Below are 24,993 nucleotides of genomic sequence, written 5' to 3' on the forward strand. Positions count from 1 at the left end.
CACAACCAAGTGACGGGTTTTTTAAAATTTCGTAAAATCAGCTACGGTGTAGTGTAACGCTACCGAACTTAGTGCCTGCTTCAAGAAGCAGGGCTTTATCCTCAGAGTGATTCAAGAGCATCAGTTCCTTGAAACCAATATCTTGGGATTTCATGAACCTGACATCAAGATCAGGGGGATAGTTAATCTGTCCGATGACTGTACTTAATCTGCCTTCTAACGCACGATTATGAGGTACATTGATGTTGATGCTACCCATATTTGCATTGATGGTGGCGGACTCTGTTGCCCCTTGTAGCGAGATGTTTACTGAACCGTTCGATGATACAGTAACGTCCTGTGCGTTCAATGTTTCCGTATTCACTGTGCCGAGCATGGAGATCAGTTCGAGCACTCCATGTGATCCTCCACCTACGTCGATGTTGCCCCTCGAAGTACGGATGAATGCATTACCGCTCACCACTCTGTCGAGGTCGATATTACCATTTAAGAGGTCCACTGTCAGGTCAGTGAACTCCTGGCCTTCTATTGAGACATTACCATTTGATCCAGATACAATCAATCGCTTAACGACAGAAGGATTGACATGGAGTTCCACATTAACCCTTGCAGCTCGTATATCCGATACGATAAGAAGTTCATCATTTTTCACTTCACAGATAATATCCTGGAAGTAGTTGCGTTCATTGTCGAGTTTGCGGTAGAACGGAGTCACTTCAAACTTCGCAGTGGTTACCCGATCTGTTGGGACTACTTTGACGTTGCCGTTAGTAATATCAATGGAGATATTCGAATAGCTATCTTCGACTGTTTCGATCAGGCGATTCTTCGATCCTTGGGTGAACATTGAATCAATTGTACTGTTTTTAACACTATCGAAAGCTTTTTCGAAAGTTCTGTAGACTTGTGCAGTTTGCTTCTGACTCCCCATTTTGTTCTTGACCTGACTGAACGCTTCATTTGCCTTATCGGTGTTGACGTACTTTTGAAATTCACTCATGAACTGCTGGAAAACATCCTTCTGTCCATCGTTTGTCTGGCGTCGAGTGTTTTTGCGTCCGGAATCTGCCTGCTGTTGGTAGGAAGTCTGGTCGGCCCCTGGCTTCGACTCCATTGCATCTAGTAAACGTATAGCCTCTTCGGATGAAATCTTTCCTTCTTCAAGCATTTTTAGAATGCGATCTTTGTTATCCATTTCAATCCCCCTGGTGGTTTCTATCCAACCATTTTTTAAGATGATAACCGGTGTAGCTTTCTGCTTCTGCCATAACTTTCTCTACAGAACCGTTCACGACAATTGTACCCCCGCCATCGCCCCCTTCAGGACCAAGGTCGGTAATATGGTCTGCCACTTTAATAACATCCAGATTGTGTTCGATGACAATGACGGTATCACCATTATCGACAAGTCTTTGTATAACTGTGATCAGCTTACCGATGTCTTCAGAATGCAATCCTGTTGTCGGTTCGTCAAGTATATAAAGTGATTTACCATCCGAGCGCTTATGCAGTTCTGACGCCAACTTCACGCGTTGTGCTTCTCCACCGGACAAGGTCGTAGCAGGCTGTCCGAGACGAACATAGCCAAGTCCGACATCGAGCAATGTCTTGAATTTGCGTTTGATTTTAGGCATGTTTTCAAAGAAATAATAGGCTTCTTCCACTGTCATTGCCAGTACATCTGCGATACTGCTATCTTTGTATTTTACTTCCAATGTTTCTCTATTATAACGTTTTCCATCACAGACTTCACATGGTACGAATACATCCGGTAGAAAATGCATTTCGATCTTGATGATACCATCACCGCGACAAGCCTCACATCGACCGCCTTTCACGTTAAAACTGAAGCGCCCCTTCTGATAGCCACGCACTTTTGCTTCATTAGTCTGAGCGAATACGTCACGTATATCATCGAACACGCCTGTGTATGTTGCCGGATTACTCCGCGGTGTACGGCCAATCGGTGACTGGTCAATATCAATGATCTTCTCGATATTTTCAGCACCTTTGATTTCTCTATGCTCACCTGGTATATGCTTAGATTTGTACAACTTAGTATGCAGTCCCTTGTACAGTATCTCATTGACAAGGGTACTTTTTCCCGAGCCTGATACCCCTGTTACAACATTTAGTACAGACAGAGGTATTTTGACATTAACGTTTTTTAGGTTGTTTTCTTTGGCACCTTTTACTTCAAGGCTTTTCTTCATGTCAGGCTTTCTGTAGTTCTCAGGAAGTGGTATCTTCTTTTTGCCGCTCAAGTACTGCCCTGTAATGGAATTATCGTCATTCATCACCTCTTCTGGTGTACCCTGAGACATGACTTGCCCACCATGTTCCCCAGCGCCTGGACCAATATCGATAAGATGATCACTTGCGAGCATGGTATCTTCATCATGTTCAACGACAATTAGTGTATTGCCAAGATCACGCATATCCTTCAAAGTACTGATCAGTCGGTCGTTATCTCGCTGATGTAGCCCGATTGATGGTTCATCGAGGATATAGAGTACGCCGCTCAAACGAGAACCGATTTGGGTGGCCAGCCGGATACGCTGAGCTTCTCCACCAGAAAGTGTGCCGCTACGACGATTCAGTGTCAGATAGTCGAGTCCAACGTTATAGAGGAAAGTCAGACGTTCATTTATTTCTTTTAAAATTGGTGCGGCAATCTGTCGGTTCTTTTCAGACAACTCAAGATGTGTGAAGAACTGAAGTGCCTCCTTAACCGCTTCATCGACTGCCTCGCCAATATGCCGTCCATCTATCTTAACGGATAGAGCTTCCTCGTTGAGACGGTAGCCAGAACACGTCTTACATTCAATCTCTCTCATGTACCTACTCATCACATCGCGCGTATATTCCGAAGGACTTTCCTTATATCTGCGCTCGATATTATTAATAATACCCTCGTAAGGCATCTTGCGCTGGCGAGCAACACCATTGTTCTGGTTGAACGTGTAGCTAATCATTTCGCCTTTAGAGCCAAAAAGTATGATCTCTTTTTCTTTCTTTGTCAGATCCTTGAAAGGCTTTTGCATATCAATACCGAAGTGGTCACACGTTTGTTTGAGCAGTGTCGGATAATAGTCCGAACTAATCGGCTGCCAAGGGTTTAAAGCACCTTCTTCTAATGTCAGTGAAGGATCAGGGATGACTAGCCGTTCATCCACGGCCATTTTCATCCCTAGACCATCACAATCCGCACATGCACCATAAGGTGCATTGAATGAAAATAACCTCGGTTCCATTTCAGAGAGCGTGAATCCGCACTCTGGACAGGAAAAGTGCTCAGAGAAATGCATATCTTCTCCTTCGATTACATTGACGGTAACGTTTCCCTCACCTTTCTCGAGTGCGGTCTGCATTGAATCGCTAAGCCGAGCTTCGATGCCATCACGTACTGCGAGTCGGTCGATGACAACATCTATACTATGCTTTTTATTCTTTGTTAATTCCGGGACAGACTCAATATCGTACATTTCTCCATCGACGAGAACACGCGCATAGCCTTCCTTCGCAAGTTGCTCAAAAATTTTCTCATGCATTCCTTTTCTACCCCTAATTATAGGAGCGAGTACCTGTATTTTAGAGCGTTCAGGCAAATCCATTACCTGATCCACCATCTCTTGAATAGTCTGTGAGGTAATTTCTATACCATGAATCGGACAGTACGGTGTGCCTGCTCGTGCGTAAAGCAGACGCAAGTAATCGTAGATTTCGGTAATCGTTGATACCGTTGACCGCGGATTATTACTTGTTGTCTTTTGATCAATGGAAATGGCAGGAGAGAGGCCTTCAATTGAATCCACATCTGGCTTTTCCATCTGTCCGAGAAATTGCCGAGCATAGGCACTCAGTGACTCTACGTATCTCCGTTGTCCTTCAGCATAAATTGTATCGAATGCGAGGGATGATTTGCCGGATCCGGACAATCCTGTCATTACAACAAGCTGATCCCTTGGAATATCAACGTTGATATTTTTTAGGTTGTGCTGTCTGGCCCCTCTGATGCTGATATTTTTATTTTTCAAAGATGATCACCCTTCTGCTTTCAGTTCAAATAATGCATCTCTTAGCTCAGAAGCAGTTTCGAAGTCGAGATCTTTAGCAGCTTGCTTCATATCTGCTTCTAGCTGAGCCATTACTTTTTCTCTTTCCTTCTTCGTCATCTTGCCTTTTTTACGTGTACTCTCTGCTTTTTCTTCCCTGTCTTCCTTCACTTCAACCTGGGCGCTAATAGTATCACGAATTTCTTTTTGGATGGTCTGTGGTGTGATGCCGTGGGCTTCGTTATAAGCCATTTGTGTTTCACGACGCCGCTTTGTTTCATCGAGCGCATATCGCATGGAATCAGTAATCTTATCACCATACATGATGACGTGCCCACTGCTGTTACGCGCGGAACGGCCAATGGTCTGAACTAGGGAACGGCTTGAACGTAGGAACCCTTCTTTATCGGCATCCAATATCGCAACGAGTGATACTTCAGGAATATCTATCCCTTCACGAAGTAGATTGATACCGACAAGAACATCGTATGTTCCCATACGCAGTTCTCGGATAATCTCGATGCGTTCGAGTGTCTTTATCTCAGAGTGCAGATACTGCACTTTTATTCCTGATTCCTTCAAGTACGCCGTCAAATCCTCAGACATCTTCTTGGTCAACGTTGTAATCAACACGCGTTCATTCTTCTCAGACCGTGCAATGATTTCTTCAAGCAGGTCATCAATTTGATGTTCCGATGGTCGGACATCGATTGTCGGATCAAGCAGTCCCGTCGGCCGAATAATCTGTTCGACCATTTTTTCAGTGTGCTCCATTTCGTACGGACCCGGTGTGGCTGAAACGTAAAGCATCTGCTGAGCTTTCGATTCAAATTCTTCGAATTTGAGCGGACGGTTATCAAGTGCACTCGGCAATCTGAAACCGTGATCGACCAATACTTTTTTCCTCGCTTGGTCACCGTTATACATGCCGCGCACTTGGGGCACTGTCACGTGCGATTCATCTATCATAATGAGGAAATCATCGAAATAATCAAGCAATGTATAGGGCGTAGAACCCATTGGGCGTAAAGTAAGATGGAGTGAGTAGTTTTCTATACCGGAACAAAAACCCATCTCTCGCATCATCTCAAGGTCATAGTTAGTGCGCTGTTCTAAGCGCTGTGCTTCGAGCAACTTATTGTCATCCCGTAAAATCTTAAGCTGTGACTCCAACTCTTTTTCTATTCTTTCGATGGCTACTTTCATCTTTTCTTCGCGCGTAACGAAGTGAGAAGCAGGGAATATTGCAAAGTGTTCTCTCTCCGCCATCACTTCACCTGTCAGATGGTCCACTTCCCTGATGCGATCAATTTCGTCTCCGAAAAATTCGACACGGATACATTGTTCGTCTCTTGAAGCTGGAAATACTTCTACTATATCTCCTCGTACCCTGAAAGTCCCACGTCTAAAATCGATATCATTACGAGCGTATTGAACATCTACTAGTTTACGTAGGAACTCATTACGATCCATCTGCATGCCAACACGTGCGCTCACTACCATATCTCTATATTCTTCAGGGTTACCGAGACCATAGATGCAACTGACAGAAGAGATGATAATAACATCATCTCTTTCAAAAAGTGAGCTCGTCGCAGAGTGACGCAGTTTATCTATTTCATCATTGATCTGTGCATCCTTTTCGATGAAAGTATCAGTCTGTGGTACATATGCTTCCGGCTGATAATAGTCATAATAGCTGACAAAGTACTCTACCCGGTTATTCGGAAAAAACTCTTTGAATTCACTATAGAGCTGTCCTGCAAGTGTCTTGTTATGGGCAATGATTAATGTCGGTTTACCGACCTCCTCAATCACCTTACTCATCGTATATGTCTTACCGGTCCCTGTAGCACCAAGCAGTGTTTGGTGCCTATTTCCGGATTTGATCTGTTCCGTCAGTTCTTTTATTGCTTTAGGCTGATCGCCCGCTGGTTTGAATTTCGAAACAACTTCAAATTTTGCCATTCAGCTCTTCCCCCATTTTTTACTCACACACTATTTTACAAAATAAAAATAGAAATAACAAACATTTGTTCGGTTATTTCTATTCTTCATCTATTTGGTCTACTTCAAAGATTTCTACTAGCATATACCCGATGACTATAGAAAGAGCGTCAATGAAAATCACCCATTCCGTGTGATAGAACCCGCGATATATTGACACGCCGAAAATGACAAATGTTAATAGGACGGCAATGAATTTATTGCGCGTCAAACGTGCAAAAATCACAACGGTTACCGCTGGAACGACCATCGCCATCATATACCAGTATAACGCCATTCATCAGGTCTCCTTGCTCATGATGGACTCTGTAATATCCATCAGTTCAGTTTTTGGTATGAATCGCTCTTTCAACATATCTGTAAGAATGTTCTCCAGAAAATCTTGAACACAAACGAGGTGAGAGAATTTCTTGATTGTAATCAACGACATCTCATAGATTTCGAAGAACAAAGGTTCCGGGTTGCGCTTCTGGATCTCACCAAAAGATTCATAGAGAAGATCGATTTTATCAGCAACCGATAGGATTTGGCCTTCCAACGTGCCATCCTTCCCTTCTTGTAGACGTCTCATATAGATTGATTGGTATTCTTGGGGGAACTCTTCTTGAATAAATCGTGAAGTCATACTTTCCTCGACTTCTTTGAAAAGTGTATTGAGCTCTCCAGACGCATATTTGACCGGCGTTTTGATATCTCCTGTAAAAATTTCAGGATAGTCATGATTCAATGCTTTTTCATAAAGACTTTTCCAATCGATCTCACTCCCGTGATGTTCCTCCACTGTTCCGAGGTATTGCGCGATTTTTGTTACTTTGAAAGAGTGCGCTGCAACATTATGTTCCTGATATTTAAACTTCCCAGGACACCGGATCAGCTTCTCAAGATCATTTAAACTTTTAAAATATTGGTGAACTCCCATTAGGATGCCTCCTTGACATAGTTGATATAGTTACTGATTAGTCTCTGTTCTACTTCGCCGATATAGGCTCTAATGACCTCTCCGTTCTGATCCACAAAAAAAGTTGTTGGCATTAGATTGATTTTATACGTATCAATCGATGCTGATTCGTCTGAAAACGCATATACTGGGTATTGGACATCGAATTCTTCTAGAAATGCATCCCTATTCGCTGCCTTGTCGTCGATATTAATACCAACAATCTCTATCGATTCATCTTGGTGCGCTTGGTAAAATCCATTCAATTCCGGCGTCTCTTTCCGGCATGGGTCGCACCATGAAGCAAAGAAGTTGATTACAGTCACTTCGTTTGACTGGATAATGGATTGGAGAGACTCAGAGTCGTTAATGACTCCTTCCACTTGCTCCTCCATCATATTCATACCCACTGCGTGATGGTTGTCACGCCCCTCAGACTTCTGGAGGGTCTGAATTGACTGTTCACGAAGCCCTTCTTCGGACATGTTAACCACTGCAACAATGCCAGCACCTACAATAAGAAAAAACATTGTTAATACAAGTACTATAAATATATTTTTCTTTTTCATCATTCAACATACCTTATCATTTATTTAGCCTAGTTTAACATAACATTTGTCACCTTACATTGTTGAGACACGCAAAAAGGCCAGAACAAAGTTCTGACCTTTAAGGTTCATATATATTAATATCAAAAATGTTTCTTATATTAGTATCTGAAGTAACCGTCGATTGTACCATGTACATAGCTTACTGAACGCTGTCCAACACCTTCTGAAGGGTTAAGTGCGTCAACCATTTGACCGTTGCCGATGTAGACCCCAACGTGAGAACCGCCATTGAAGAATACAAGGTCACCCGGTTGTGGGTTAGAAACTTGTGTACCTGCAGCCATTTGAGCCGCCGCTGTTCTTGGAAGGCTTGTACCTTTATAAGCTTTCATGAACTGCTGTGCAAAGGCTGAGCAATCTACTGCAGTCGCAGAGTTACCGCCGTATACATAGGACTTGCCAGCTGCTACAGAGTGAGCTACAGATGCTGCGTTGCCGCCAGTGGAAACCTGTTGTACCTGAGCCTGCTGAGCTTGCTGCTGCTGGGCTTCCGCTTGTTCAGCTTGACGCTGTTCAATTCTTTGTTGACGTTGCTCCTCTGCCGCTTGTTCTGCTGCACGTTGTTCAGCAGCTGCTTGTTCTGCTGCACGTTGTTCAGCCGCACGCTGTTCAGCAGCCGCTTGATTGTTATTTTGAGCTGCTGGGGCAGATGCTTGCTCGTTGTTTTGAGTTGCAGGAGCTACTGCTTGTACTTCAGTAGTCTCTTCAGCTGGTGCTGATTCCACAACTTGAGTTTCTTCAACTGCTGGTGCTTCTTCAACTGCTGGTGCTTCTTCAACTGCTGGCGCTTCTTCAACTGCTGGCGCAGCACCTGCTGCTACGATTAGAGTCTTGCCAGCATAAATCATGTCAGAGGAAAGGTTGTTCCACTCCATGATTTCATGGTAATCGACATTGAATTTTTGTCCAATTTCAAAAAGAGTGTCACCTGGTTGGATAACATACGTGCCATCGTTGGATTCTTGAACAACTTCTTCATTTCCTGCTTCTTCAGCATCAAGTTCAAGTACGTCCCCAGGGAGTATTAGATCTCCAGAAAGTCCGTTTGCTTCTTTAAGTGTAGATACGGAAGTTCCATTCTCGTTTGCAAGACCCCAAAGTGTGTCACCGCTCTGTACCGTATATTCTGCTGCAGAGATATTGTTTGATGCGATCCCTGTAAGTGCTGTTACTGTTGCGACTGATAGCAATGTCTTCTTCATAAAAAGTAGTTCCTCCTAGTTTCCTTAACCCTGATTAATAAAAATAATTATGTTTATATTATGACCCGACCGGGTACAATGTATGTGATTAGGACTGCATTTTTGTGTCGTGCTGATTACGTTCAACACTATAGCACACAGAAATTGCTTTGTGGGTGTTTGTAACCCACTTGTAATAAAAACGAAATGACTGAAACACGCTGTAACAAGCTATTACTTCTATATGTACATATGTCAAAAACCCGGCTGAGCCCATGCTCAGTCGGGTTTTTTCGAATTATGCTAACCTATGATTATTATTGTCGAATTTGTGTAGCTTAGGAATCTGTAATATTCTATTCTCCTGTTTGAGAAGCCAACCATTGTACAATTGCGTCAAGTTCTTCTTCATCTGTTACTAATCCTGATGGCATTGCACCCGGACCTTCTTCAATCACGTTACGGATTTCGTCTTCAGAAAGTCTATTGCCAACATCTGTAAGTGCTGGTCCTGAAGCGCCTTCCATATCTTGACCATGACATTGTACACAACTGTTATTCTGATAGACTTCCATTGCCAATTCGGAATCTGCTGCATCTGCACCTGAGTCAGATGATGTATCGGAATCTTCTTCGGTAGAGGCGTCATCAGAACTTTCCTCGGACGATTCTTCACTATTTCCATCGCCTGATTGGTCAGCCGTTTCACCATCGGACGCGTCGTCTACTGTGCCCTCAGTCTCGTCAGCAGAATCTCCGCCACATGCCCCAAGCACAAGCACCATCGCAAAGCTCATTATCATCCACATTTTTTTCATTTTATTCTCTCCTTGCTAATTTAGTTTCACTCCGTTTTCCTCAACGCAACAAATTAAGTAAATACTTCACACTACATATGCTAAATCATCAATTGAAGGAGCTATTATGGTATATTTCGGCTCATTCAGCTGCCGAGAAAAATCGTTGAGAGCTATGAATAGTTATGATTAAAATCGGCAAGTTGACAGGCGCTATCTACTACCATTTTCTCCTATAATAGCACAATACCCCAAAGCACAGAGTATTTAAACCATATCTTTCATATTAGTGAATGCTGATTAATTATCATAGGTTCTGCATTTATTTTCGTACTACGTTCCTACATATCATACTCGGATAAAAAATATCCATTCCTAATGGAATGGATATCTCAGACTTTAGTTTTCGTCCATTGTAGAACGCAAGTAGGCATCAATGAAGGGAGAGATATCTCCGTCCATTACTTTATCTGTATTCCCACTTTCTGCGTTAGTGCGGTGATCCTTCACCATCGAATATGGGTGGAATACATAAGAACGTATTTGACTGCCCCACCCGATTTCCTTCTGCTCACCTTTAATTGCATCGATTTCAGCCTGCTGCTCTTCCAGTTGCCTCTGGTACAGTTTAGATTTGAGCATTGTCATGGCCTGGTCACGGTTTTTGATTTGTGAACGTTCGTTTTGGCACGTGACGACGATGCCTGTTTCGTGATGTGTTATGCGGACTGCGGAATCCGTTGTATTAATGTGCTGTCCTCCGGCACCACTTGCCCGATACGTATCGATGCTGATGTCTTCAGGTTTTATCTCTATCTTTATATCAGTATTCTCAAACTGCGGCGTCACCTCACAGGAGACAAAAGAAGTGTGTCGTCTGCCGGATGAATCGAATGGTGAAATACGCACTAAGCGATGAACGCCTTTTTCAGCCTTGAGCAGCCCATAGCTGTTCAGTCCCTTAATCAATAGCGTCACACTTTTAACACCTGCTTCATCGCCGGACTGGTAATCCAAAGTCTCCACTCTAAAGCCCTGCTGATCGGCATACCGCTGATACATTCTGAGTAGCATTTGAGCCCAATCTTGGGACTCGGTACCACCCGCTCCCGGGTGCAGTTCGAGGATGGCATTTAGCGCATCGTGTTCGCTGTTTAGCAGGATATTCAGTTCGAATGCTTCGATTCTCGCCTTAACCTGTCTCACGTTCTCTTCAAGCGTCAGGTGCATATCTTCATCCGTCTCCTCTTTTAGAAGTTCGTAGGATACTTCGATATCTTCCACTGCTGCTTCAATCTCCCGAAATTCATCCACCACTTTTTTCAGGTTGTTATTGCTGTCGATGACTTGCTGGGCCTCCTCCTGGTTATTCCAGAAACTTGGGTCCGCCATTGTCTCTTCGTATTCCCTGATTTGCGTCTCTTTTTCCTCTAAGTCAAAGAGACCCCCTGAAGTCATCTAGTTTTCCATGCATATCTGCGATGAAATGTCTTATCTCGTGCAATTCCATAATTATCCCTCTTTCGTCTATTTACCGTGACAATTCTTATATTTCTTCCCTGAACCGCATGGACAAGGATCGTTACGCCCGATTCTTACTTCTTTTTTAAGTGGTCCCTTTTTGACCTTCTCCTTACTGTCCCCAGCTTGCATCTCACCTTTTGAAATGACTTGTTCACGCTTGATCTCCTCATCGGACTTCACTTCAGTCTTCAACACATATTTGGAAGTGTCATCTTCGATGGATACAAGCATATCTTCAAACATCTGCAGTCCTTCATTTTGATATTCGCGTAATGGATTAATCTGTCCATAGGAGCGAAGATGAATGCCTGTACGGAGTTGATCCATGCTATCAATATGCTCTACCCATTTCTGATCAATTGTACGCAACATCATCATACGTTCGAAGAGTCTCATTTTTTCTGTACCTAGCTTCTCTTCTTTTGCTGCAAGTTCACTTTCGACTTTGCCAAGAACCAACGCAATGACTTCTTCATTCTCTTTGCCTCTGATATCGGCGATTTCCAGGTTCTCTCCAGTCAAGTACGTATCAAGAACGGTGCGTACGAATTGCTCATAATCCGTCAGCTCTTCATCATCCAGTATATAGTAGCTGACCGTCCTTTCTATAGAAGATTCTATCATGCCCATAAGCTGATCACGAACATCTTCTTTATCAATGACTTCGTTTCTTTCTTGGTAGATAATCTCTCGCTGGCGTCTCAATACATCGTCATACTCAAGCAATTTTTTACGGGCATCGAAGTTGTTTCCTTCGACTCGCTTCTGCGCAGATTCCACTGCTCTGGAAATCATCTTGGATGTCAATTCTTCTTCTGCCATCCCGAGACGCTGCATTGTACTCTGCATACGTTCCGAACCAAAGCGTCTCATCAGGTCGTCTTCGAGAGATAAGTAGAACGTGCTAACACCGACATCACCCTGACGGCCTGATCGCCCACGGAGCTGGTCGTCTATTCGCCTGGATTCGTGGCGTTCTGTCCCGATGACTGCCAGTCCCCCAGCTTCCTTGACCGCATCTCCAAGTTTAATATCAGTACCACGTCCTGCCATATTGGTTGCGATTGTCACTGCACCTTTCTTACCAGCACTGGCAATGATTTCTGCTTCCCTCTCATGGTTTTTCGCATTCAACACATTATGTCGAATGCCTTTTTTGCGAAGCATATCAGAAATGTATTCACTTGTTTCCACTGCAACTGTACCAATTAGCACAGGTTGCCCATTTCGATGGCGCTCGACCACTTCATCAACGACATTTTTAAACTTATTCGCTTTCGTCGAGTAAATCTTATCGGTGTTGTCGATTCTCGCAATCGGACGGTTCGTAGGTATGACCGTCACCTTCATGTTATAGATATTCAGAAACTCTTCTTCCTCAGTCTTTGCAGTACCTGTCATACCTGAAAGCTTGTTAAACTGTCTAAAGAAGTTCTGGAATGTGATAGAGGCCATTGTTTTTGATTCATTTTGTATATCTACGCCTTCTTTTGCTTCGATTGCCTGATGCAAACCATCCGAGAAACGACGTCCACTCATCTTACGACCTGTGAACTGGTCGACAATAACAATCTTCTCATCTTCAACCACATAGTCGATATCGTTCTGCATAGAGAAATGTGCTTTCAGTGCCTGGTTAATATGGTGGAGCAGGTTAACGTGCTTTACGTCATACAGGTTGTCCACCTTAAACCATTTTTCAGCTTTTTCCATACCTTCATCATTCAGTTGGATATTTTTGGTTTTAATGTCATAGGTGAAATCTTCATCTTCTTTCAACATCTTAACGAAAGCGTTGGCCTGAATGTATTGGGTGTTCGACTGATCAGCCTTCCCCGAAATGATCAGTGGGGTACGCGCTTCATCTATCAGAATGGAGTCGACTTCATCAATGATCGCGTAGTTGAGCTTTCTGAGTACACGATCCTTCTTGTAGGTGACCATGTTGTCTCTCAAGTAGTCAAAACCAAGTTCGTTATTTGTTGTGTACGTGATATCCGAAGCGAATGCTTCTCGCTTCTCTTCGCTGTTCTTGGCATTCAGGTTCAAACCAACACTCATTCCAAGGAAATTATAGAGTGCTGCCATTTCTTCCATCTGCGTGGCAGAGAGATATTCATTGACTGTAATGACATGAACGCCATCACCAGTCAGCGCATTCAAATACACCGGCATCGTGGCAGTGAGGGTCTTACCTTCCCCCGTTTTCATCTCTGCAATGTCGCCTTTGTGCAGCGTAACACCCCCCATAACCTGGACGGGGTAGGGTTCCATGCCGAGTGTCCGTTTTGCAGCTTCTCTTACAGTTGCAAAAGCTTCCGGTAATATCTCGTCCAGCAGTTTGTCCTGTTGCTTGTCGTCTTTAGCCTCACTAAGCCTGCGTTTAAATTCATCCGTTTTCGCCTGAAGTTGCGCGTCGCTGAGCTTGGCGAATTCTTCTTTATAGCTTTCCACTTTATCGGCAATCTTTCTGAGAGAACGCAGCTCCCGTTTATTGCCGTCATAGACTTTGTCCAAGATACCCATGGATTTCTCTCCCTCGCTGTGTTTCACTGTTAATTCATCTAATAATAATAGCACTAAACAGGGTAAAAATAAAACGAATCATCATCACGGCAAAACCCTGACTGCATGCAGTCAGGGTTTTGCCATCACTCGCTTCCGAACAAGCATTCTAATTCGTCTCAATTAGACCATACTTGCCATCATTTCTCTTATATACGATGCTCGTACCTTCAGTTTCCCTATCGTTAAAGATGAAGAAGTCGTGGCCCAGCATATTCATTTGAAGTACCGCCTCCTCCGAATCCATCGGCTTCAACTGAAACTGCTTGGAACGAACAATATCCACGCCTTCATCTGTATCCTCTTCGGTCCTGCCATTGGCATTTGCCTCAAGTGATGCGAAGAATTCCTGTTCAGGGTTCTTTTCCCTAAACTTACGGTTGATCTTCGTCTTATGCTTCCTAATCTGTCTCTCCAGCTTATCTATAACCAGATCGACGGCGGCGTAGAGATCATCATGTCTCTCTTCTGCCCTCAATGTAAGATCTTTCATAGGAATGGTGATTTCTGCTTTGGCTTTCTTATTGCTGTAGGTCTTGATGTTGACGTGAGCATGTGTATTCGGAGCGTTCGTAAAATAGCGTTCCAGCTTGCCCACTTTTTCCTCAATGTGGTTTCTGATTGCATCTGTTACCTCAATATTTTCTCCACGAATTTCACATCTAATCATGATGAAACCCCTCCTTGAGTACGTTATTGTTCCTACTCCCAGTATACCAAAACCATCACGCTTTTGAAAACGTTAACACATCAATGGCAGCCGGTTTCAAATCATAGAGTTTCTCCATAGCCTGATGGACGGTGATCCCTGTTGTATATATATCGTCGACAACTAGGATGCGCCTGCCTCTAATTTCAGCCGCAGCTTTTACGGAAAATGGATTTGCCTGTTGGCTCCTTTTTCTCTTGTCGAGCTTCGACTGACGTGCCACCTTGCTGGTTTCTAGCAATTCCTCATATTTAATGCCTTTGACATCAAGTACCATTGTCGTCTGGTTGTATCCACGCTCCATCATACGTGATGTGGATATGGGAATCGGAATGATTACATCATATTCCCTATACCTGGTTTGAAGAAACACGGAAATTACTTCAGCCAAAGCACAATCCCCCATAAATTTATACCGATGGAATAGCATTTTCGAAACTTCATGGTAGTCGAGTAGGCATGTAATCTTTCCCGGTGGTCTATAGCGCTTCGAAAGAAAGGCACAGTCGAGGCAGTGTTTCTCATCTTCAGCCATCAAGCGGTGGCAAAATTCACAGCGTCTGCCTGGACGCCAACTGGAAAGATTTATAAAGCACTTTTCACATATTGGCTTTTGTACTTTGAAGAGGGTAACGATATCCACCTGGTGTGGAAACAATTCATGACAGTAGTAGCAAATCATACTTCTACCTGTGCTGCATTAAATTTGCGGATGGTTCTGAATGTGCGCTTTATATCGACGGTCTGGTAGTGCGCGAAAAACCAAATGTTCCCTACAGGATCCGTACGCTTTCTACCTACCCGACCACACATCTGTATCAAGCTCTCTTTATTAAACCTTTCTGCATGAACTATAATCGCATCGAGCTTATCGAAGGTGACGCCTCGCTCCAGGATTGTTGTGGTTAAAAGCACGTTGATTTCCTGATTGCGCATCTGCTCGACCTTTATATTTCTGTCCGGGTCTCCACTATGTACAGAAACGGATGCAGGGTAGGTTTTTCTAACCATTTCCAGCAGCTTCTCCATCAATGAAATTTCTGGAACGAATATCAGAACATACCGCCCTTGCTCGATGATACTTGCGATCAGTTTAATCAGTTTTCGAGGCGTTCTGTTCCGATTGAGATCTTTTTGAATATCGTGCCGAATTAGTGTGGGTATAGCCAAATCATGCCCGTGATATCGCCTTGGCAATGTGATAATGCCACCTTGACCGACTTCCTTGACTAGTTGCTTAGATGGCGTTGCTGTCATGAAAATTATTGTCGCTTTCGACGATGCTGCACGACGGATGGCCTGCATGAGAAGGGGATCTTCCGGTAGCGGAAAGGCATCGGTTTCATCGACAATAATGAAATCGAAATGGTCGACGAAATTTAAGAGCTGATGGACAGTACACACAGTGAAATGGTTATCGTAGACTTTTTTCACGCCATCGTACATCAGATCTATATGGCTCGATTGAAATGCTTGGCATAACCGGATGTGGACTTCCTTCACTACATCTATTCTAGGCGAAATAAAAGCAACGTTCTTTCCTTGGCGACGTGCCCATTCTATTCCTTGGAATGTCATCTCCGTTTTTCCAGCACCTGTTACGGCATAGAGCAGCAGTAATCCCCCGGTCTCTAGCTTCTCCATGATTCGTGCTGATGCATATGCTTGCTGAGTACTTAGTTTAAAATCAAGATGATACGGAGTGGCAATCTTAGCTCTTGAAGTCGCTCTGCATCTGATTGGCGTCCTGTCGTCTGAGCGTCCTAGACTGATGCATTTCATGCAGTAAGTCACACGCGCACCGTCGATCGGTGAGACATAGCTGTAGAAGTGCTTCTTCGAGCTGTTACCGCACCGATGGCACAGCGTGCCTTGTTCGTTGACACCTGAAGTTTTGTATATCATTTCCCCTTTGTGATCCAATATCATCGGTTGTCTCCTTCTCCAATATAATAAAAAAAGACGCAGCAAAAACAGCTGCGTCTGAAAATTCTATTTAATATGTGGTATCCACCTCATAAGTGGTATAGCCGAGCCCCAGTGCCCCTTCGCCTAGATGTGTCGCAATGACGGGGCCAAAGTAGCTAAGCCTGAAAGTGATATCAGGATACTGCCGCTCAAGACTTTCCATCCACCTCTGTCCCTCTTCGTATGCGTTGCTATGGATGACGACAGCTGTGATCGGCTTGCCTTTGTGGAAAGCCATTTCCTCAGCGAACACTTCTTCCACTCTTTTCATAGCTTTCTTCTTTGTACGTATCTTTTCAAATGGGACTATTTTGGCATCCTTGAAGTGGAGAATCGGCTTTACTTTTAGCATACTGCCGATTAATGCCTGAGCATTTGTCAGGCGTCCCCCTTTTTGAAGATTCGATAGTGTATCCACTATGAAATACGCATTCGTATTCTTACGTCGCTTCATTTCATCAATTTGCGAAAGCAAGTCAGCAAGTGGCATCCGCTCTTTATTCTGAGCAGCGTAAAGTGCGATGAACCCCTGAACATAGCATGCGACCTCGGAATCAATGGCGTGAACTTCAATACCTTCTACGCTCTGTCCTGCAGCTACCGCATTTTGATATGTACCACTAATCTGACTGGAGAGGTGGACACTAATGACATCTGTGTATCCTTCAGCCTTCAGAGATTCTAACAGTAGGATGTAATCCCCAATGGATGGCTGACTCGTCCTGGGCAGCTCGTCCCTATCCCGCATGCTTACGAAGAATGTATCGTTGTCGATATCCTCGTCCTCTCTATAAGAACGGTCACCGATGATGACGTTCAGCGGGATGGTATGGATATCGTGTTTCTTTTTCAAATCTTTTGGGAGATAGGATGTAGAATCCACAACTACCGCAATTTTCATACTACTTCCTCCAATTCGACCATTCACACTCAATATTCAGTTTACTACAACCCTACTAATCTCGTCCATGTGTTAATATATTTTTAGAGGTGAACATACATGGAACAGCAGTATATGAATAGAATCGATACGACTACCGAAATGGTCATCAGCAAATCAAGATTCATCACCCACATCGCCCGTACTGATACGGAAGAAGCAGCAAAGTCCTTTATCGATTCAATCAAATCCGAGCATAAAAGTGCCAATCATAACTGTAGTGCCTACATTATCACACAAAGCGCACTAATCCAGAAGGCAGACGATGACGGTGAACCTTCAGGGACGGCGGGTGTGCCGATTCTTGAAGTGCTCAAAAGAGAATCCCTTTACAATGTTACCGTGGTTGTAACCCGGTATTTTGGGGGCATCAAACTCGGTGCAGGTGGACTCATCCGAGCATATTCAGGTAGTGCATCGGAAGTTGTGAGTACTGCGGGAAAAGTCATCGAGATAGACGTGCTCCCTTACCGAATTACGATGGACTATACCCATACTAATCGCTTCGAGCATGCGCTTGAAGAGACCGACATCGTAATCAAGGAAACAACCTATACAGATAAAGTCACTTATACGGTCCATGTCAGACATAACGATGCAGAATGGTTCATAAAAACAGTCCAGGAAATAACAAAAGACACCTACAGCCTAGATGCATTGGACATGATCCGGGCTGAAAGTGCCGTGGAATAGCTATAAAAATATGCGGTGGAATAGCCTCCTGGCAAAGTCCAGTACTGGTCTTTTATTAGTGTCGATCAAGTTGGTCGACTCTACAATGATTTGTGTAGTTAAAATGAGCAGTAGCATGATAATAACCATTCCAGGGATTGTAGAAAGATAGAGAATAACGCTCGCTCCGGAGTACAGTACCGCAATGAAATAAATTAGCACTACACTTTCTGCGTGGGTATAGCCGAGATTCTGCAGCCGATGGTGGAGGTGACTCCGATCAGCTTTGACCAGTGATACATTGCTCCGATACCGTCTTAATGCTGCATAGAACATATCTATGAATGGGACCGCGAGTATGATGATTGGAAAAAAAAGTGACAGCAGTGTAATATTCTTAAAGCCCATCAGTGAAACGACACTGATAATGAAGCCAAGCAACATGGCTCCGTTATCCCCAAGGAATATTTTCGCGGGATAGAAATTATATACCAGAAAGCCGAGACAAGCACCAATCAGAATGACACAAATCATCATCACGAATATATTACCCTGCAATATCGTGATGAACCCTATGGTTGAGAGCGCTATAATCGATACTCCCGTAGCAAGTCCATCCAGACCATCAACAAGATTGATTGCATTAATGATGCCGACTATCCAGAGTACAGTAAAGGGTACAGCCAGAACTCCAAATTCAATTTCGACACCAAAAGGTGTGATTCGATCGATAACGATGCCGTTTGCAACTGGCACAAGGCCCGCTGAAATCTGCCCAATCAACTTAAGACCTGGCTTCAAGTCATATTTATCGTCAATAATGCCGACTATAACAATGACAATCCCGCCAATAATGAGCGTTTTATATTCGGCCTCGATGGGACGAGATATGAGAACACCGATAGCAAAGGAGATGAGGATCGCTACCCCACCCAAGTATGGTATCGGCTTTAAATGAACTTTCCTGTTATTGGGATGGTCGACAAAACCGAATCGTCGACTCGCCCAGATGAAAATTGGCATCAGAATCAAGGAAATCAGAAACGACACCGTCAATAGAAATAGAGTATACATATCATCACCGTCTTAAATATTTCCAATCCACTATATCACATTACACTTTGTTTAGGGTGTATGCATCCATTATTGTGCATTTATATTTTTCATTGTCAGCCAATTCGTTGTATAATTATGTCATTATGTCAAAGGAGATCTTATAGATGAGAAGAAATGAAAGAAAACGCATGCATCCTGCATTAAAAGTGTTGATTGCGTTGGTGCTCGCTACAGTTATCTTGTTCGCAGGTGTCATCGCATATGTATACTTCCAATTAAAAGGTGCAGCCAATCAAGTATTCGACGATGATTTCTCGGGTTCGGTTTCAGAACTCAGGGAAACTGACGTCAGTTTTAACAATGGCGATCCTGTGTCTGTTGTGCTATTCGGCACTGATGACGATGAGGAGCGGAATGAAAGTGGAATGGGACAGCGTTCTGACACGATTATGGTGGTCACACTCAATCCGAATACCGATGATGGTAGAATTGTCAGTATTCCAAGGGATACACAGACTGAAATTGCCGAGCGTGGCACAGTAGAAAAAATTAACCATGCCTATGCTTATGGTGGACCTGAGATGGCAAAACGTACCGTTGAGAATTTCATGGATATGCCGATTGACCATTTTGTTTCCATCAATATGGATGGATTTACAACGATAATCGACGAAATTGGCGGTGTCTCTGTAACCAGCCAAGATACTTTCGAGCAGTCAGGTTATCAGTTCACAGCAGGAGAAACATATGAAATGGATGGCGACATGGCTCTTGCATTTTCTAGAAGTAGAAAAGCAGAAGGTGCCGGTGGGGACGCCGGCCGACAACAGAGACAGCAACAGGTTACAGAAGGTATTGCCCGGGAAATATTGAGCCTTCAAACGATTACGAATTTCAATTCAGTTCTGAATGTTCTCAGCGACAATGTACGTACTGATATACCATTTGGTGAATTGAATTCATTACGATCGAATTATCAGGACTCAGCGCGCAATCTCGATCGTCTAGTATTAGAGGGAACAGACCAAAGACTAGAAGATGGCTTATGGTACTTCCTTCCAAATGACGATTCCTACAATCAGGTAAGAAACGAAATGCGTCAGAACCTGGAACTGGAATAGTAGAAAAAGGGGAAATAGTATATGCTCATTGACTTTGTACTCAATATCTCAATCACCATCAGCGGCATATACCTTTTCCACCGGCTTCAGTATTTGGAAGACCGGCGGATTATTGATTCCAATATATTTCAAGCGCTGCTAATGACCACTTTGGCAGTCCTCTTACTCATGGTGCCAATTGAAATTCAAGATATGAGCTTTAGTCTGTATTTCATTCCCCTGCTCATTCTTGTCAAATACAGCGTACCGTATATGATGATCATCTCAGCAGGCGCTGTATTTCTGTTTCATCATCTGATTTTCAATTTCGATTGGCAGCGTTTTCTGGTTTTTTTAATTCTTTATGTAGTGATGATGCTGATCCTACCGTTCCTCAACTTCCAAAAACTAAAGGAACTAACCATTGTCGTTCTCATATTCACTGTATTATATGGACTAGGTATTCATGTATTTGTTCAGCCGCTCACCCTTTTTCAGGCAATGGTACTCATAGCCGCGAGTACAGTCGTAATGTTTTTCGCAATCATGATGTACGAGGATATCAATAAGATTCTCGGGTTGTTGAAACGATATGAGGAAGAAGAGTATAAAGACTTTCTTACCCAACTTGGAAACGTTAAGGCGCTCGATAACAGTGCAGAAAAGATGATTGAATCAAGTCAAAAAGTGAGTCTACTGCTCATTGATATTGATAATTTCAGCCTGATAAATGAGCAGCATAGCCATCTATCCGGCGATGCACTAATCAAGCAGATGGCTAGGCTTTTAAATAACTATGTACCAAATGGTGGTATGCTTTTTAGAAGTAGTGGTGAGGAGTTCTCGATGATTGTACCTGACATGTCTTTTGATAAGACTGTAAGGCTTGCAGAGGCTGTCCGTAACAGCGTAGAGCGCGCTCATTTCCATATTAGCGATCGCGAAACAGTCCATCTGACGGTATCTGTTGGCATTGCTCATCAGACAGTTTCTTCGGATACAAAGGGCGCCCTCTTTAAGGAAGCCGATGATATGCTTCATGCAGCAAAAAAGTATGGTCAGAATCGTGTCATGTTTAATCCAATATAAAAACCAGGATTGCGCTTGCAATCCTGGTTTTAGTCCTCTACTGAAGAAAGATTCTTAAGGGTAATATTTTGATGAGAATCATTCCACTTAAGCTTACCTGCCTCAAAATAGAAAGCTTGGGGAGATTCATGTCTAACGTTGAAATTTTCAGCAATATAGTCAGAAAGTTTTCTGTGATCTTGAACAATCAGATAATACCCATCCATGTCCCTTTCATAGTGAAACTTCTGGAACTCTTCGAAGGCAGTCGCCGATATCGGGCATGTGCTGCTGTGTTTCATAAAAAAGAAATCTTTATTCGCTTGCAACAACTTTTGAAATGACTCAATCGATGTTGTTTTGGTCAGCATTTCATCACCTTCTCATTAAACTGTTAATAACTTATCATTTATTATGAAATTTAGCAAATCACGTTTTGGATTGTGTTATAATGACATGGATTGGAGGCGTGACATGAATAATCGACCACTTAAGAGATGGACATTTCTTGATACAATCAATGCAGCTTTGCTGATTGTCGTCCTACTGTTCATGCTCGATTTTGAAAACAATAGAACTGTATCGTTCATTCTTCTGGCTGTTTTTGCATTTTGGATTACAACAGTAATTCTCAGAAATGTCTTTATATCAAAACTTCAGAAGGACCCGAACCATCCCATGCACAATCAGCAGACGGAAAACCATAAGAAGAAATAGAGAGCGAACTCACAGTTCGCTCTCTATTTCTTCTATTTGAGTATCGTATTCTCGATCCAGCTCTTCGTAAGTTTCGCGCAACGGAAGTATATTCTGCAACTGAAGTTCCTGTAGCCGGTTATTGTACTCCATTGTATTTTTCCGCTCCTGGTAGTATTTCTTAAAACCGTAGTACATCTCCAGTGTCAAACTGCGGACACGCATAGCTCTATCCGTATCAAGATTCATCTGGTTCAGACTTTGGATGTGACTATCGATTAGCGGTAACATTGTGTCATCGATATGCGCCATCTTGTTTGATTGAGATTCATCTAGTTGAAGCATTTGAGATTCCTCTTCCAACTCTTCGCTATTGTCGTTAATTTGCGAGATGAGTCCCTCAATCTCATTGCTTTCGCTCTCTTTTGTAGCGGATTCAATTACTTCATCCCGTTCACTTTGATTTTTCATAAAGTCCTGGCTAAGTTGAATCAGTTCTTCAGTCGATCTAACAGATGAAGAGTATGTTTTAACATAATCGTTTAGATTCTGAACAAAATTCTGTTTGACTTCCATACTTTCGATATAAGTTTCATGCAGGTCAACCAGTGAAGACTCTGTCACCTCGATACCTACTACCTTATCGTTCATCCGCTCAACAACGGGCACAATTTCTTGGTCCAGTGTTTCACTGATCGAAATCAACTTTTCGAGGTTAACCTCCGAATTTCTAGTAGAGACCTCCTCTGGCAGATCATCAATATCCAGCTGTGCAATTTTTTCATCATATTCCTCATCCAGTGCATGAACCTCTTCCATACTGGTCATATAGTCATCAAATTCTGCATCAAAATTCGAACCGCATCCGGCAGCCAGTACCACGAATATGAGTATAAGAGCGATATTAATCAATATTTTCAAACGCAAAGAAAGTCACTCTCCCACCATATAGTATCTGCATACCGTTTCTGAATTACTAAACAAAATATAGCACATATCCTAAGTCCCCACAATGTACATAACTTCAATTGGCAATGGGTGTCCGATTCCCTTATAATAGGAATAAGTATTTTCTTTTGAAAGGAAACATTATAGTGAATCATACCCAAATAGAACAGGATCTGAAAGCTTTATTGAACCATTCTGAGATCAAATTTTATGAACCATTGAAAAAATATACGTATACTCGCACCGGGGGACCTGCGGATGTCCATATCACTGTACATGATACCGAAGATGCTTCCCGCGTCTTACAATACAGTCATAAGCACAGCATACCTGTAACGTACCTTGGTAACGGCTCCAATATTATTATCCGTGACGGAGGAATTCGTGGAATTGTATTAAACCTTCTCGAACTGAACGATCTTAAGGTAATAGACGACATCATTACTGCTGGTAGTGGCTGCGCCATTATAGATGTTTCAAACTATGCCAAAGATCTCTCCTTGTCAGGTCTGGAGTTTGCATGCGGCATACCAGGTAGTGTGGGCGGTGCTGTATATATGAATGCCGGAGCCTACGGCGGGGAAGTCAAGGATTGTCTACTTGAAGTCACAGTGCTCGACAGTACAGGGAAAAGAATTGTATTGAGTAATGCCGATCTCGCACTTGATTACCGCAGTAGTGCCGTACAAGATAACGGATACGTGGTAGTTGAAGCAAAGTTCAAGCTAGAACCGGGCAAACTTTCTGATATTGAAGAGAGTATGGCTGATCTTACAGAACGTCGTGAAACAAAACAACCTTTAGAATTTCCTTCCTGTGGCAGTGTCTTCCAACGACCGCCTGGCAACTTTGCGGGTAAACTCATTCAAGAAGCAGGTCTACAAGGTCATCGCATCGGCGGCGTTGAGGTTTCCCAGAAACATGCTGGATTCATGGTCAATGTCGCGCAAGGTACTGCAGGGGATTACGAAGCACTTATCGAACATGTTCAGGACGTCGTACACCATAGATTCGGAGTACAACTTAACCGCGAAGTGCGGATTATTGGAGAACCTCTCCGTTAAAAAGTATCTTAAAGCATCAAAAAGGACCCATTTCCATGGGCCCTTTTTGATGCTTTTTACTGTCCAATTGCTTGTTCTATTTCTTCAAGTTGCTCAATCGTTGTAACAACGCCGCCGCCAGCAAGATACCATAGCTGAGCGTTCAGATCGACTACTCGATCATTCTTTATCGCGTCAACATCTTTGATGACATTGTTATCTAGAACAGTGCTCGATGCGGATTCTCCGCCGATTGCACTTCCTCTATCCAATGCTAGGATGATGCCCGGGTTCCTATCGTTAATATATTCGTAGCTGATTGCCTGACCGTGACGGCTTGTAGCAATGTCACCATCTACTGGGGTAAAACCGAGTTCGTCATAGATGAAACTATAGCGCCCGCCTGGCCCGTGTGCAGAAAGTTCTCCTTCGTTTGCCATGACAAACAGTAGTGTATCATCTGTATTTTCAGCCATTTGTTTTACTTCTTCAATTTTATTATCGAAATCCGCTATCAGTGTTTCGGCTTCATCAGATTTGTCAAAAATGTCTCCAATTACTTGAGTGTAATGTTTTACTTCTTCAAAGTAATTTTCGTTAGAGGGTCCTACATAAAGTACTTGCGCATCCGGTGCAGCTTTACCAAACTCTTCAATGATAGTGTCTGTTGCCTGACGGCCAGAAATCATGATGAGGTCCGGTTGGACTTCAGCAATTTTCTCGAAATCAGGATCTTTCAGACCGCCAAGATTTTCGTATTCTTCTCCTAGAAATTCATCAAGTTCCTCTGGCAATGTACTTCCGCCATCTCCTTTAGGTAGACCAACTACGCTTTCTGCCTCACCCAATTCCTGTATTGTGGAAAGTGCACCATAGTCGAATACAGCGACTTTCTCAGGATTTAATGGCACTTCGATTGTTTCTGACACTTCTTCTTCAGATTCTTCTCCGTCGGAAGTTTCATTTGAAACCATGAAGTTGTTCTCTACAGATACGGTTTCATTCTCTTCCGCTTCCGCTTCTGTACTTTCTGCAGTTTCTTCTGTATTACTACATGCCGCAATCACCATAACCATCATTACAGCAATCAATAAGTAAAATTTCTTCATTTCTCTT

General features: G+C 43.1%; 23 protein-coding genes. 5 read left to right on the plus strand and 18 right to left on the minus strand.

The genetic code is table 11. The annotated features are described in order from the left end of the window. Positions 1-37: 37 nt before the first annotated feature. The 14 genes from ACFOJ8_RS09745 to ACFOJ8_RS09810 form a co-directional block, all read right to left on the minus strand. Entirely contained in the window at positions 38-1,195 is a 1,158-nt protein-coding gene (locus ACFOJ8_RS09745; RefSeq protein ID WP_380656537.1) for a DUF4097 family beta strand repeat-containing protein, read from the minus strand. A 1-nt stretch (position 1,196) separates the two neighbouring features. Next, positions 1,197-4,037: an excinuclease ABC subunit UvrA gene (gene uvrA / locus ACFOJ8_RS09750; protein WP_380656540.1), complete on the minus strand. Its 2,841-nt coding sequence runs from the start codon at positions 4,035-4,037 to the stop codon at positions 1,197-1,199. A 6-nt stretch (positions 4,038-4,043) separates the two neighbouring features. Beyond that, positions 4,044-6,023, minus strand: a complete 1,980-nt coding sequence (gene uvrB, locus ACFOJ8_RS09755; protein WP_380656543.1) for an excinuclease ABC subunit UvrB — start codon at positions 6,021-6,023, stop codon at positions 4,044-4,046. A gap of 79 nt (positions 6,024-6,102) precedes the next feature. Next, positions 6,103-6,339: a DUF2198 family protein gene (locus ACFOJ8_RS09760; RefSeq protein WP_380656546.1), complete on the minus strand. Its 237-nt coding sequence runs from the start codon at positions 6,337-6,339 to the stop codon at positions 6,103-6,105. Between the two features lie 3 nt (positions 6,340-6,342). Beyond that, positions 6,343-6,981 carry a YfbR-like 5'-deoxynucleotidase gene (locus ACFOJ8_RS09765; protein WP_380656548.1) on the minus strand — a complete coding sequence of 213 codons (639 nt, stop codon included), beginning with the start codon at positions 6,979-6,981 and terminating at the stop codon, positions 6,343-6,345. Next, positions 6,981-7,568: a TlpA family protein disulfide reductase gene (locus ACFOJ8_RS09770; protein WP_380656550.1), complete on the minus strand. Its 588-nt coding sequence runs from the start codon at positions 7,566-7,568 to the stop codon at positions 6,981-6,983. Before ACFOJ8_RS09770 ends, ACFOJ8_RS09765 begins: the two co-directional genes overlap by 1 nt. 140 nt (positions 7,569-7,708) lie before the next feature. After that, positions 7,709-8,812 (minus strand): LysM peptidoglycan-binding domain-containing protein, encoded by a 1,104-nt coding sequence (locus tag ACFOJ8_RS09775; RefSeq protein WP_380656553.1) that lies wholly within the window; start codon positions 8,810-8,812, stop codon positions 7,709-7,711. 335 nt (positions 8,813-9,147) lie between these two features. After that, the gene (locus ACFOJ8_RS09780; RefSeq protein WP_380656555.1) at positions 9,148-9,609 is read right to left on the minus strand and encodes a c-type cytochrome; all 462 of its coding nucleotides are present in this window, start codon (positions 9,607-9,609) and stop codon (positions 9,148-9,150) included. Between the two features lie 378 nt (positions 9,610-9,987). Beyond that, positions 9,988-11,098, minus strand: a protein-coding gene (gene prfB, locus ACFOJ8_RS09785; protein ID WP_380656558.1) for a peptide chain release factor 2 whose coding sequence is annotated in 2 segments (ribosomal slippage) — positions 9,988-11,025 and positions 11,027-11,098 — 1,110 coding nt in all. Because the reading frame shifts where the segments join, the coding sequence is not laid out codon by codon here. A 17-nt stretch (positions 11,099-11,115) separates the two neighbouring features. Next, the gene (secA, locus tag ACFOJ8_RS09790) at positions 11,116-13,638 is read right to left on the minus strand and encodes a preprotein translocase subunit SecA (protein ID WP_380656561.1); all 2,523 of its coding nucleotides are present in this window, start codon (positions 13,636-13,638) and stop codon (positions 11,116-11,118) included. Between the two features lie 148 nt (positions 13,639-13,786). Beyond that, complete coding sequence (gene hpf, locus ACFOJ8_RS09795; RefSeq protein WP_380656563.1) at positions 13,787-14,347, minus strand: ribosome hibernation-promoting factor, HPF/YfiA family; 561 nt, start codon at positions 14,345-14,347, stop codon at positions 13,787-13,789. Between the two features lie 55 nt (positions 14,348-14,402). Beyond that, complete coding sequence (locus tag ACFOJ8_RS09800) at positions 14,403-14,921, minus strand: ComF family protein (RefSeq protein WP_380659918.1); 519 nt, start codon at positions 14,919-14,921, stop codon at positions 14,403-14,405. Positions 14,922-15,064: 143 nt separating this feature from the next. Further along, positions 15,065-16,315: a DEAD/DEAH box helicase family protein gene (locus tag ACFOJ8_RS09805; protein ID WP_380656570.1), complete on the minus strand. Its 1,251-nt coding sequence runs from the start codon at positions 16,313-16,315 to the stop codon at positions 15,065-15,067. 67 nt (positions 16,316-16,382) lie between these two features. Further along, positions 16,383-17,255 (minus strand): DegV family protein, encoded by an 873-nt coding sequence (locus tag ACFOJ8_RS09810; protein ID WP_380656573.1) that lies wholly within the window; start codon positions 17,253-17,255, stop codon positions 16,383-16,385. Between the two features lie 99 nt (positions 17,256-17,354). Between ACFOJ8_RS09810 and ACFOJ8_RS09815 the strand changes: the two genes are divergently transcribed. Next, complete coding sequence (locus ACFOJ8_RS09815; protein ID WP_380656576.1) at positions 17,355-17,987, plus strand: YigZ family protein; 633 nt, start codon at positions 17,355-17,357, stop codon at positions 17,985-17,987. Here the strand turns inward: ACFOJ8_RS09815 and ACFOJ8_RS09820 are convergent, their stop codons facing one another. Further along, a complete protein-coding gene (locus tag ACFOJ8_RS09820) occupies positions 17,988-19,040 on the minus strand; it encodes a glycosyltransferase family 4 protein (RefSeq protein WP_380656578.1) in 1,053 nt (350 codons plus the stop codon). Positions 19,041-19,186: 146 nt separating this feature from the next. Here ACFOJ8_RS09820 and ACFOJ8_RS09825 point away from each other — a divergent pair, with 146 nt between their 5' ends. Both ACFOJ8_RS09825 and gdpS read left to right on the plus strand, forming a co-directional pair. Beyond that, positions 19,187-20,143, plus strand: coding sequence for an LCP family glycopolymer transferase (locus tag ACFOJ8_RS09825; RefSeq protein WP_380656580.1), 957 nt, complete (start codon positions 19,187-19,189; stop codon positions 20,141-20,143). Between the two features lie 21 nt (positions 20,144-20,164). Next, on the plus strand, positions 20,165-21,211 hold the full coding sequence (gdpS, locus tag ACFOJ8_RS09830; RefSeq protein ID WP_380656583.1) for a GGDEF domain-containing protein GdpS: 1,047 nt from the start codon (positions 20,165-20,167) through the stop codon (positions 21,209-21,211). Positions 21,212-21,240: 29 nt separating this feature from the next. On the opposite strand, the gene ytxJ is transcribed toward gdpS, so the two are convergent. After that, a complete protein-coding gene (ytxJ, locus tag ACFOJ8_RS09835) occupies positions 21,241-21,561 on the minus strand; it encodes a bacillithiol system redox-active protein YtxJ (RefSeq protein ID WP_380656586.1) in 321 nt (106 codons plus the stop codon). Positions 21,562-21,664: 103 nt separating this feature from the next. Here ytxJ and ACFOJ8_RS09840 point away from each other — a divergent pair, with 103 nt between their 5' ends. Next, positions 21,665-21,907, plus strand: coding sequence for a hypothetical protein (locus ACFOJ8_RS09840; protein WP_380656589.1), 243 nt, complete (start codon positions 21,665-21,667; stop codon positions 21,905-21,907). Between the two features lie 9 nt (positions 21,908-21,916). Here ACFOJ8_RS09840 and ACFOJ8_RS09845 read toward each other — a convergent pair whose 3' ends face one another. Further along, the gene (locus ACFOJ8_RS09845; RefSeq protein ID WP_380659919.1) at positions 21,917-22,813 is read right to left on the minus strand and encodes an EMYY motif lipoprotein; all 897 of its coding nucleotides are present in this window, start codon (positions 22,811-22,813) and stop codon (positions 21,917-21,919) included. Positions 22,814-22,980: 167 nt separating this feature from the next. Between ACFOJ8_RS09845 and murB the strand changes: the two genes are divergently transcribed. Continuing rightward, complete coding sequence (gene murB / locus ACFOJ8_RS09850) at positions 22,981-23,898, plus strand: UDP-N-acetylmuramate dehydrogenase (RefSeq protein WP_380656594.1); 918 nt, start codon at positions 22,981-22,983, stop codon at positions 23,896-23,898. Positions 23,899-23,954: 56 nt separating this feature from the next. Here the strand turns inward: murB and ACFOJ8_RS09855 are convergent, their stop codons facing one another. Beyond that, positions 23,955-24,986: a siderophore ABC transporter substrate-binding protein gene (locus ACFOJ8_RS09855; protein ID WP_380656597.1), complete on the minus strand. Its 1,032-nt coding sequence runs from the start codon at positions 24,984-24,986 to the stop codon at positions 23,955-23,957. Positions 24,987-24,993 lie beyond the last annotated feature (7 nt).

The sequence above is a fragment of the Salinicoccus sesuvii genome (assembly GCF_042648145.1).
Taxonomy (GTDB): Bacteria; Bacillota; Bacilli; order Staphylococcales; family Salinicoccaceae; genus Salinicoccus; species Salinicoccus sesuvii.

What these genes read in the sequence shown, in the direction of transcription:
- gdpS (WP_380656583.1), top strand. Translation starts at nt 20,165, where the DNA reads ATGCTCATTGACTTTGTACTCAATATCTCAATCACCATCAGCGGCATA.
- ACFOJ8_RS09805 (WP_380656570.1), bottom strand. Translation starts at nt 16,315, where the DNA reads ATGATATTGGATCACAAAGGGGAAATGATATACAAAACTTCAGGTGTC.
- secA (WP_380656561.1), bottom strand. Translation starts at nt 13,638, where the DNA reads ATGGGTATCTTGGACAAAGTCTATGACGGCAATAAACGGGAGCTGCGT.
- ACFOJ8_RS09810 (WP_380656573.1), bottom strand. Translation starts at nt 17,255, where the DNA reads ATGAAAATTGCGGTAGTTGTGGATTCTACATCCTATCTCCCAAAAGAT.
- ACFOJ8_RS09800 (WP_380659918.1), bottom strand. Translation starts at nt 14,921, where the DNA reads ATGGCTGAAGATGAGAAACACTGCCTCGACTGTGCCTTTCTTTCGAAG.
- ACFOJ8_RS09775 (WP_380656553.1), bottom strand. Translation starts at nt 8,812, where the DNA reads ATGAAGAAGACATTGCTATCAGTCGCAACAGTAACAGCACTTACAGGG.
- uvrB (WP_380656543.1), bottom strand. Translation starts at nt 6,023, where the DNA reads ATGGCAAAATTTGAAGTTGTTTCGAAATTCAAACCAGCGGGCGATCAG.
- ACFOJ8_RS09765 (WP_380656548.1), bottom strand. Translation starts at nt 6,981, where the DNA reads ATGGGAGTTCACCAATATTTTAAAAGTTTAAATGATCTTGAGAAGCTG.
- ACFOJ8_RS09745 (WP_380656537.1), bottom strand. Translation starts at nt 1,195, where the DNA reads ATGGATAACAAAGATCGCATTCTAAAAATGCTTGAAGAAGGAAAGATT.
- ACFOJ8_RS09840 (WP_380656589.1), top strand. Translation starts at nt 21,665, where the DNA reads ATGAATAATCGACCACTTAAGAGATGGACATTTCTTGATACAATCAAT.
- ACFOJ8_RS09770 (WP_380656550.1), bottom strand. Translation starts at nt 7,568, where the DNA reads ATGAAAAAGAAAAATATATTTATAGTACTTGTATTAACAATGTTTTTT.
- ACFOJ8_RS09815 (WP_380656576.1), top strand. Translation starts at nt 17,355, where the DNA reads ATGGAACAGCAGTATATGAATAGAATCGATACGACTACCGAAATGGTC.
- ACFOJ8_RS09820 (WP_380656578.1), bottom strand. Translation starts at nt 19,040, where the DNA reads ATGTATACTCTATTTCTATTGACGGTGTCGTTTCTGATTTCCTTGATT.
- ACFOJ8_RS09780 (WP_380656555.1), bottom strand. Translation starts at nt 9,609, where the DNA reads ATGAAAAAAATGTGGATGATAATGAGCTTTGCGATGGTGCTTGTGCTT.
- ACFOJ8_RS09760 (WP_380656546.1), bottom strand. Translation starts at nt 6,339, where the DNA reads ATGGCGTTATACTGGTATATGATGGCGATGGTCGTTCCAGCGGTAACC.
- ACFOJ8_RS09825 (WP_380656580.1), top strand. Translation starts at nt 19,187, where the DNA reads ATGAGAAGAAATGAAAGAAAACGCATGCATCCTGCATTAAAAGTGTTG.
- ytxJ (WP_380656586.1), bottom strand. Translation starts at nt 21,561, where the DNA reads ATGCTGACCAAAACAACATCGATTGAGTCATTTCAAAAGTTGTTGCAA.
- hpf (WP_380656563.1), bottom strand. Translation starts at nt 14,347, where the DNA reads ATGATTAGATGTGAAATTCGTGGAGAAAATATTGAGGTAACAGATGCA.
- ACFOJ8_RS09855 (WP_380656597.1), bottom strand. Translation starts at nt 24,986, where the DNA reads ATGAAGAAATTTTACTTATTGATTGCTGTAATGATGGTTATGGTGATT.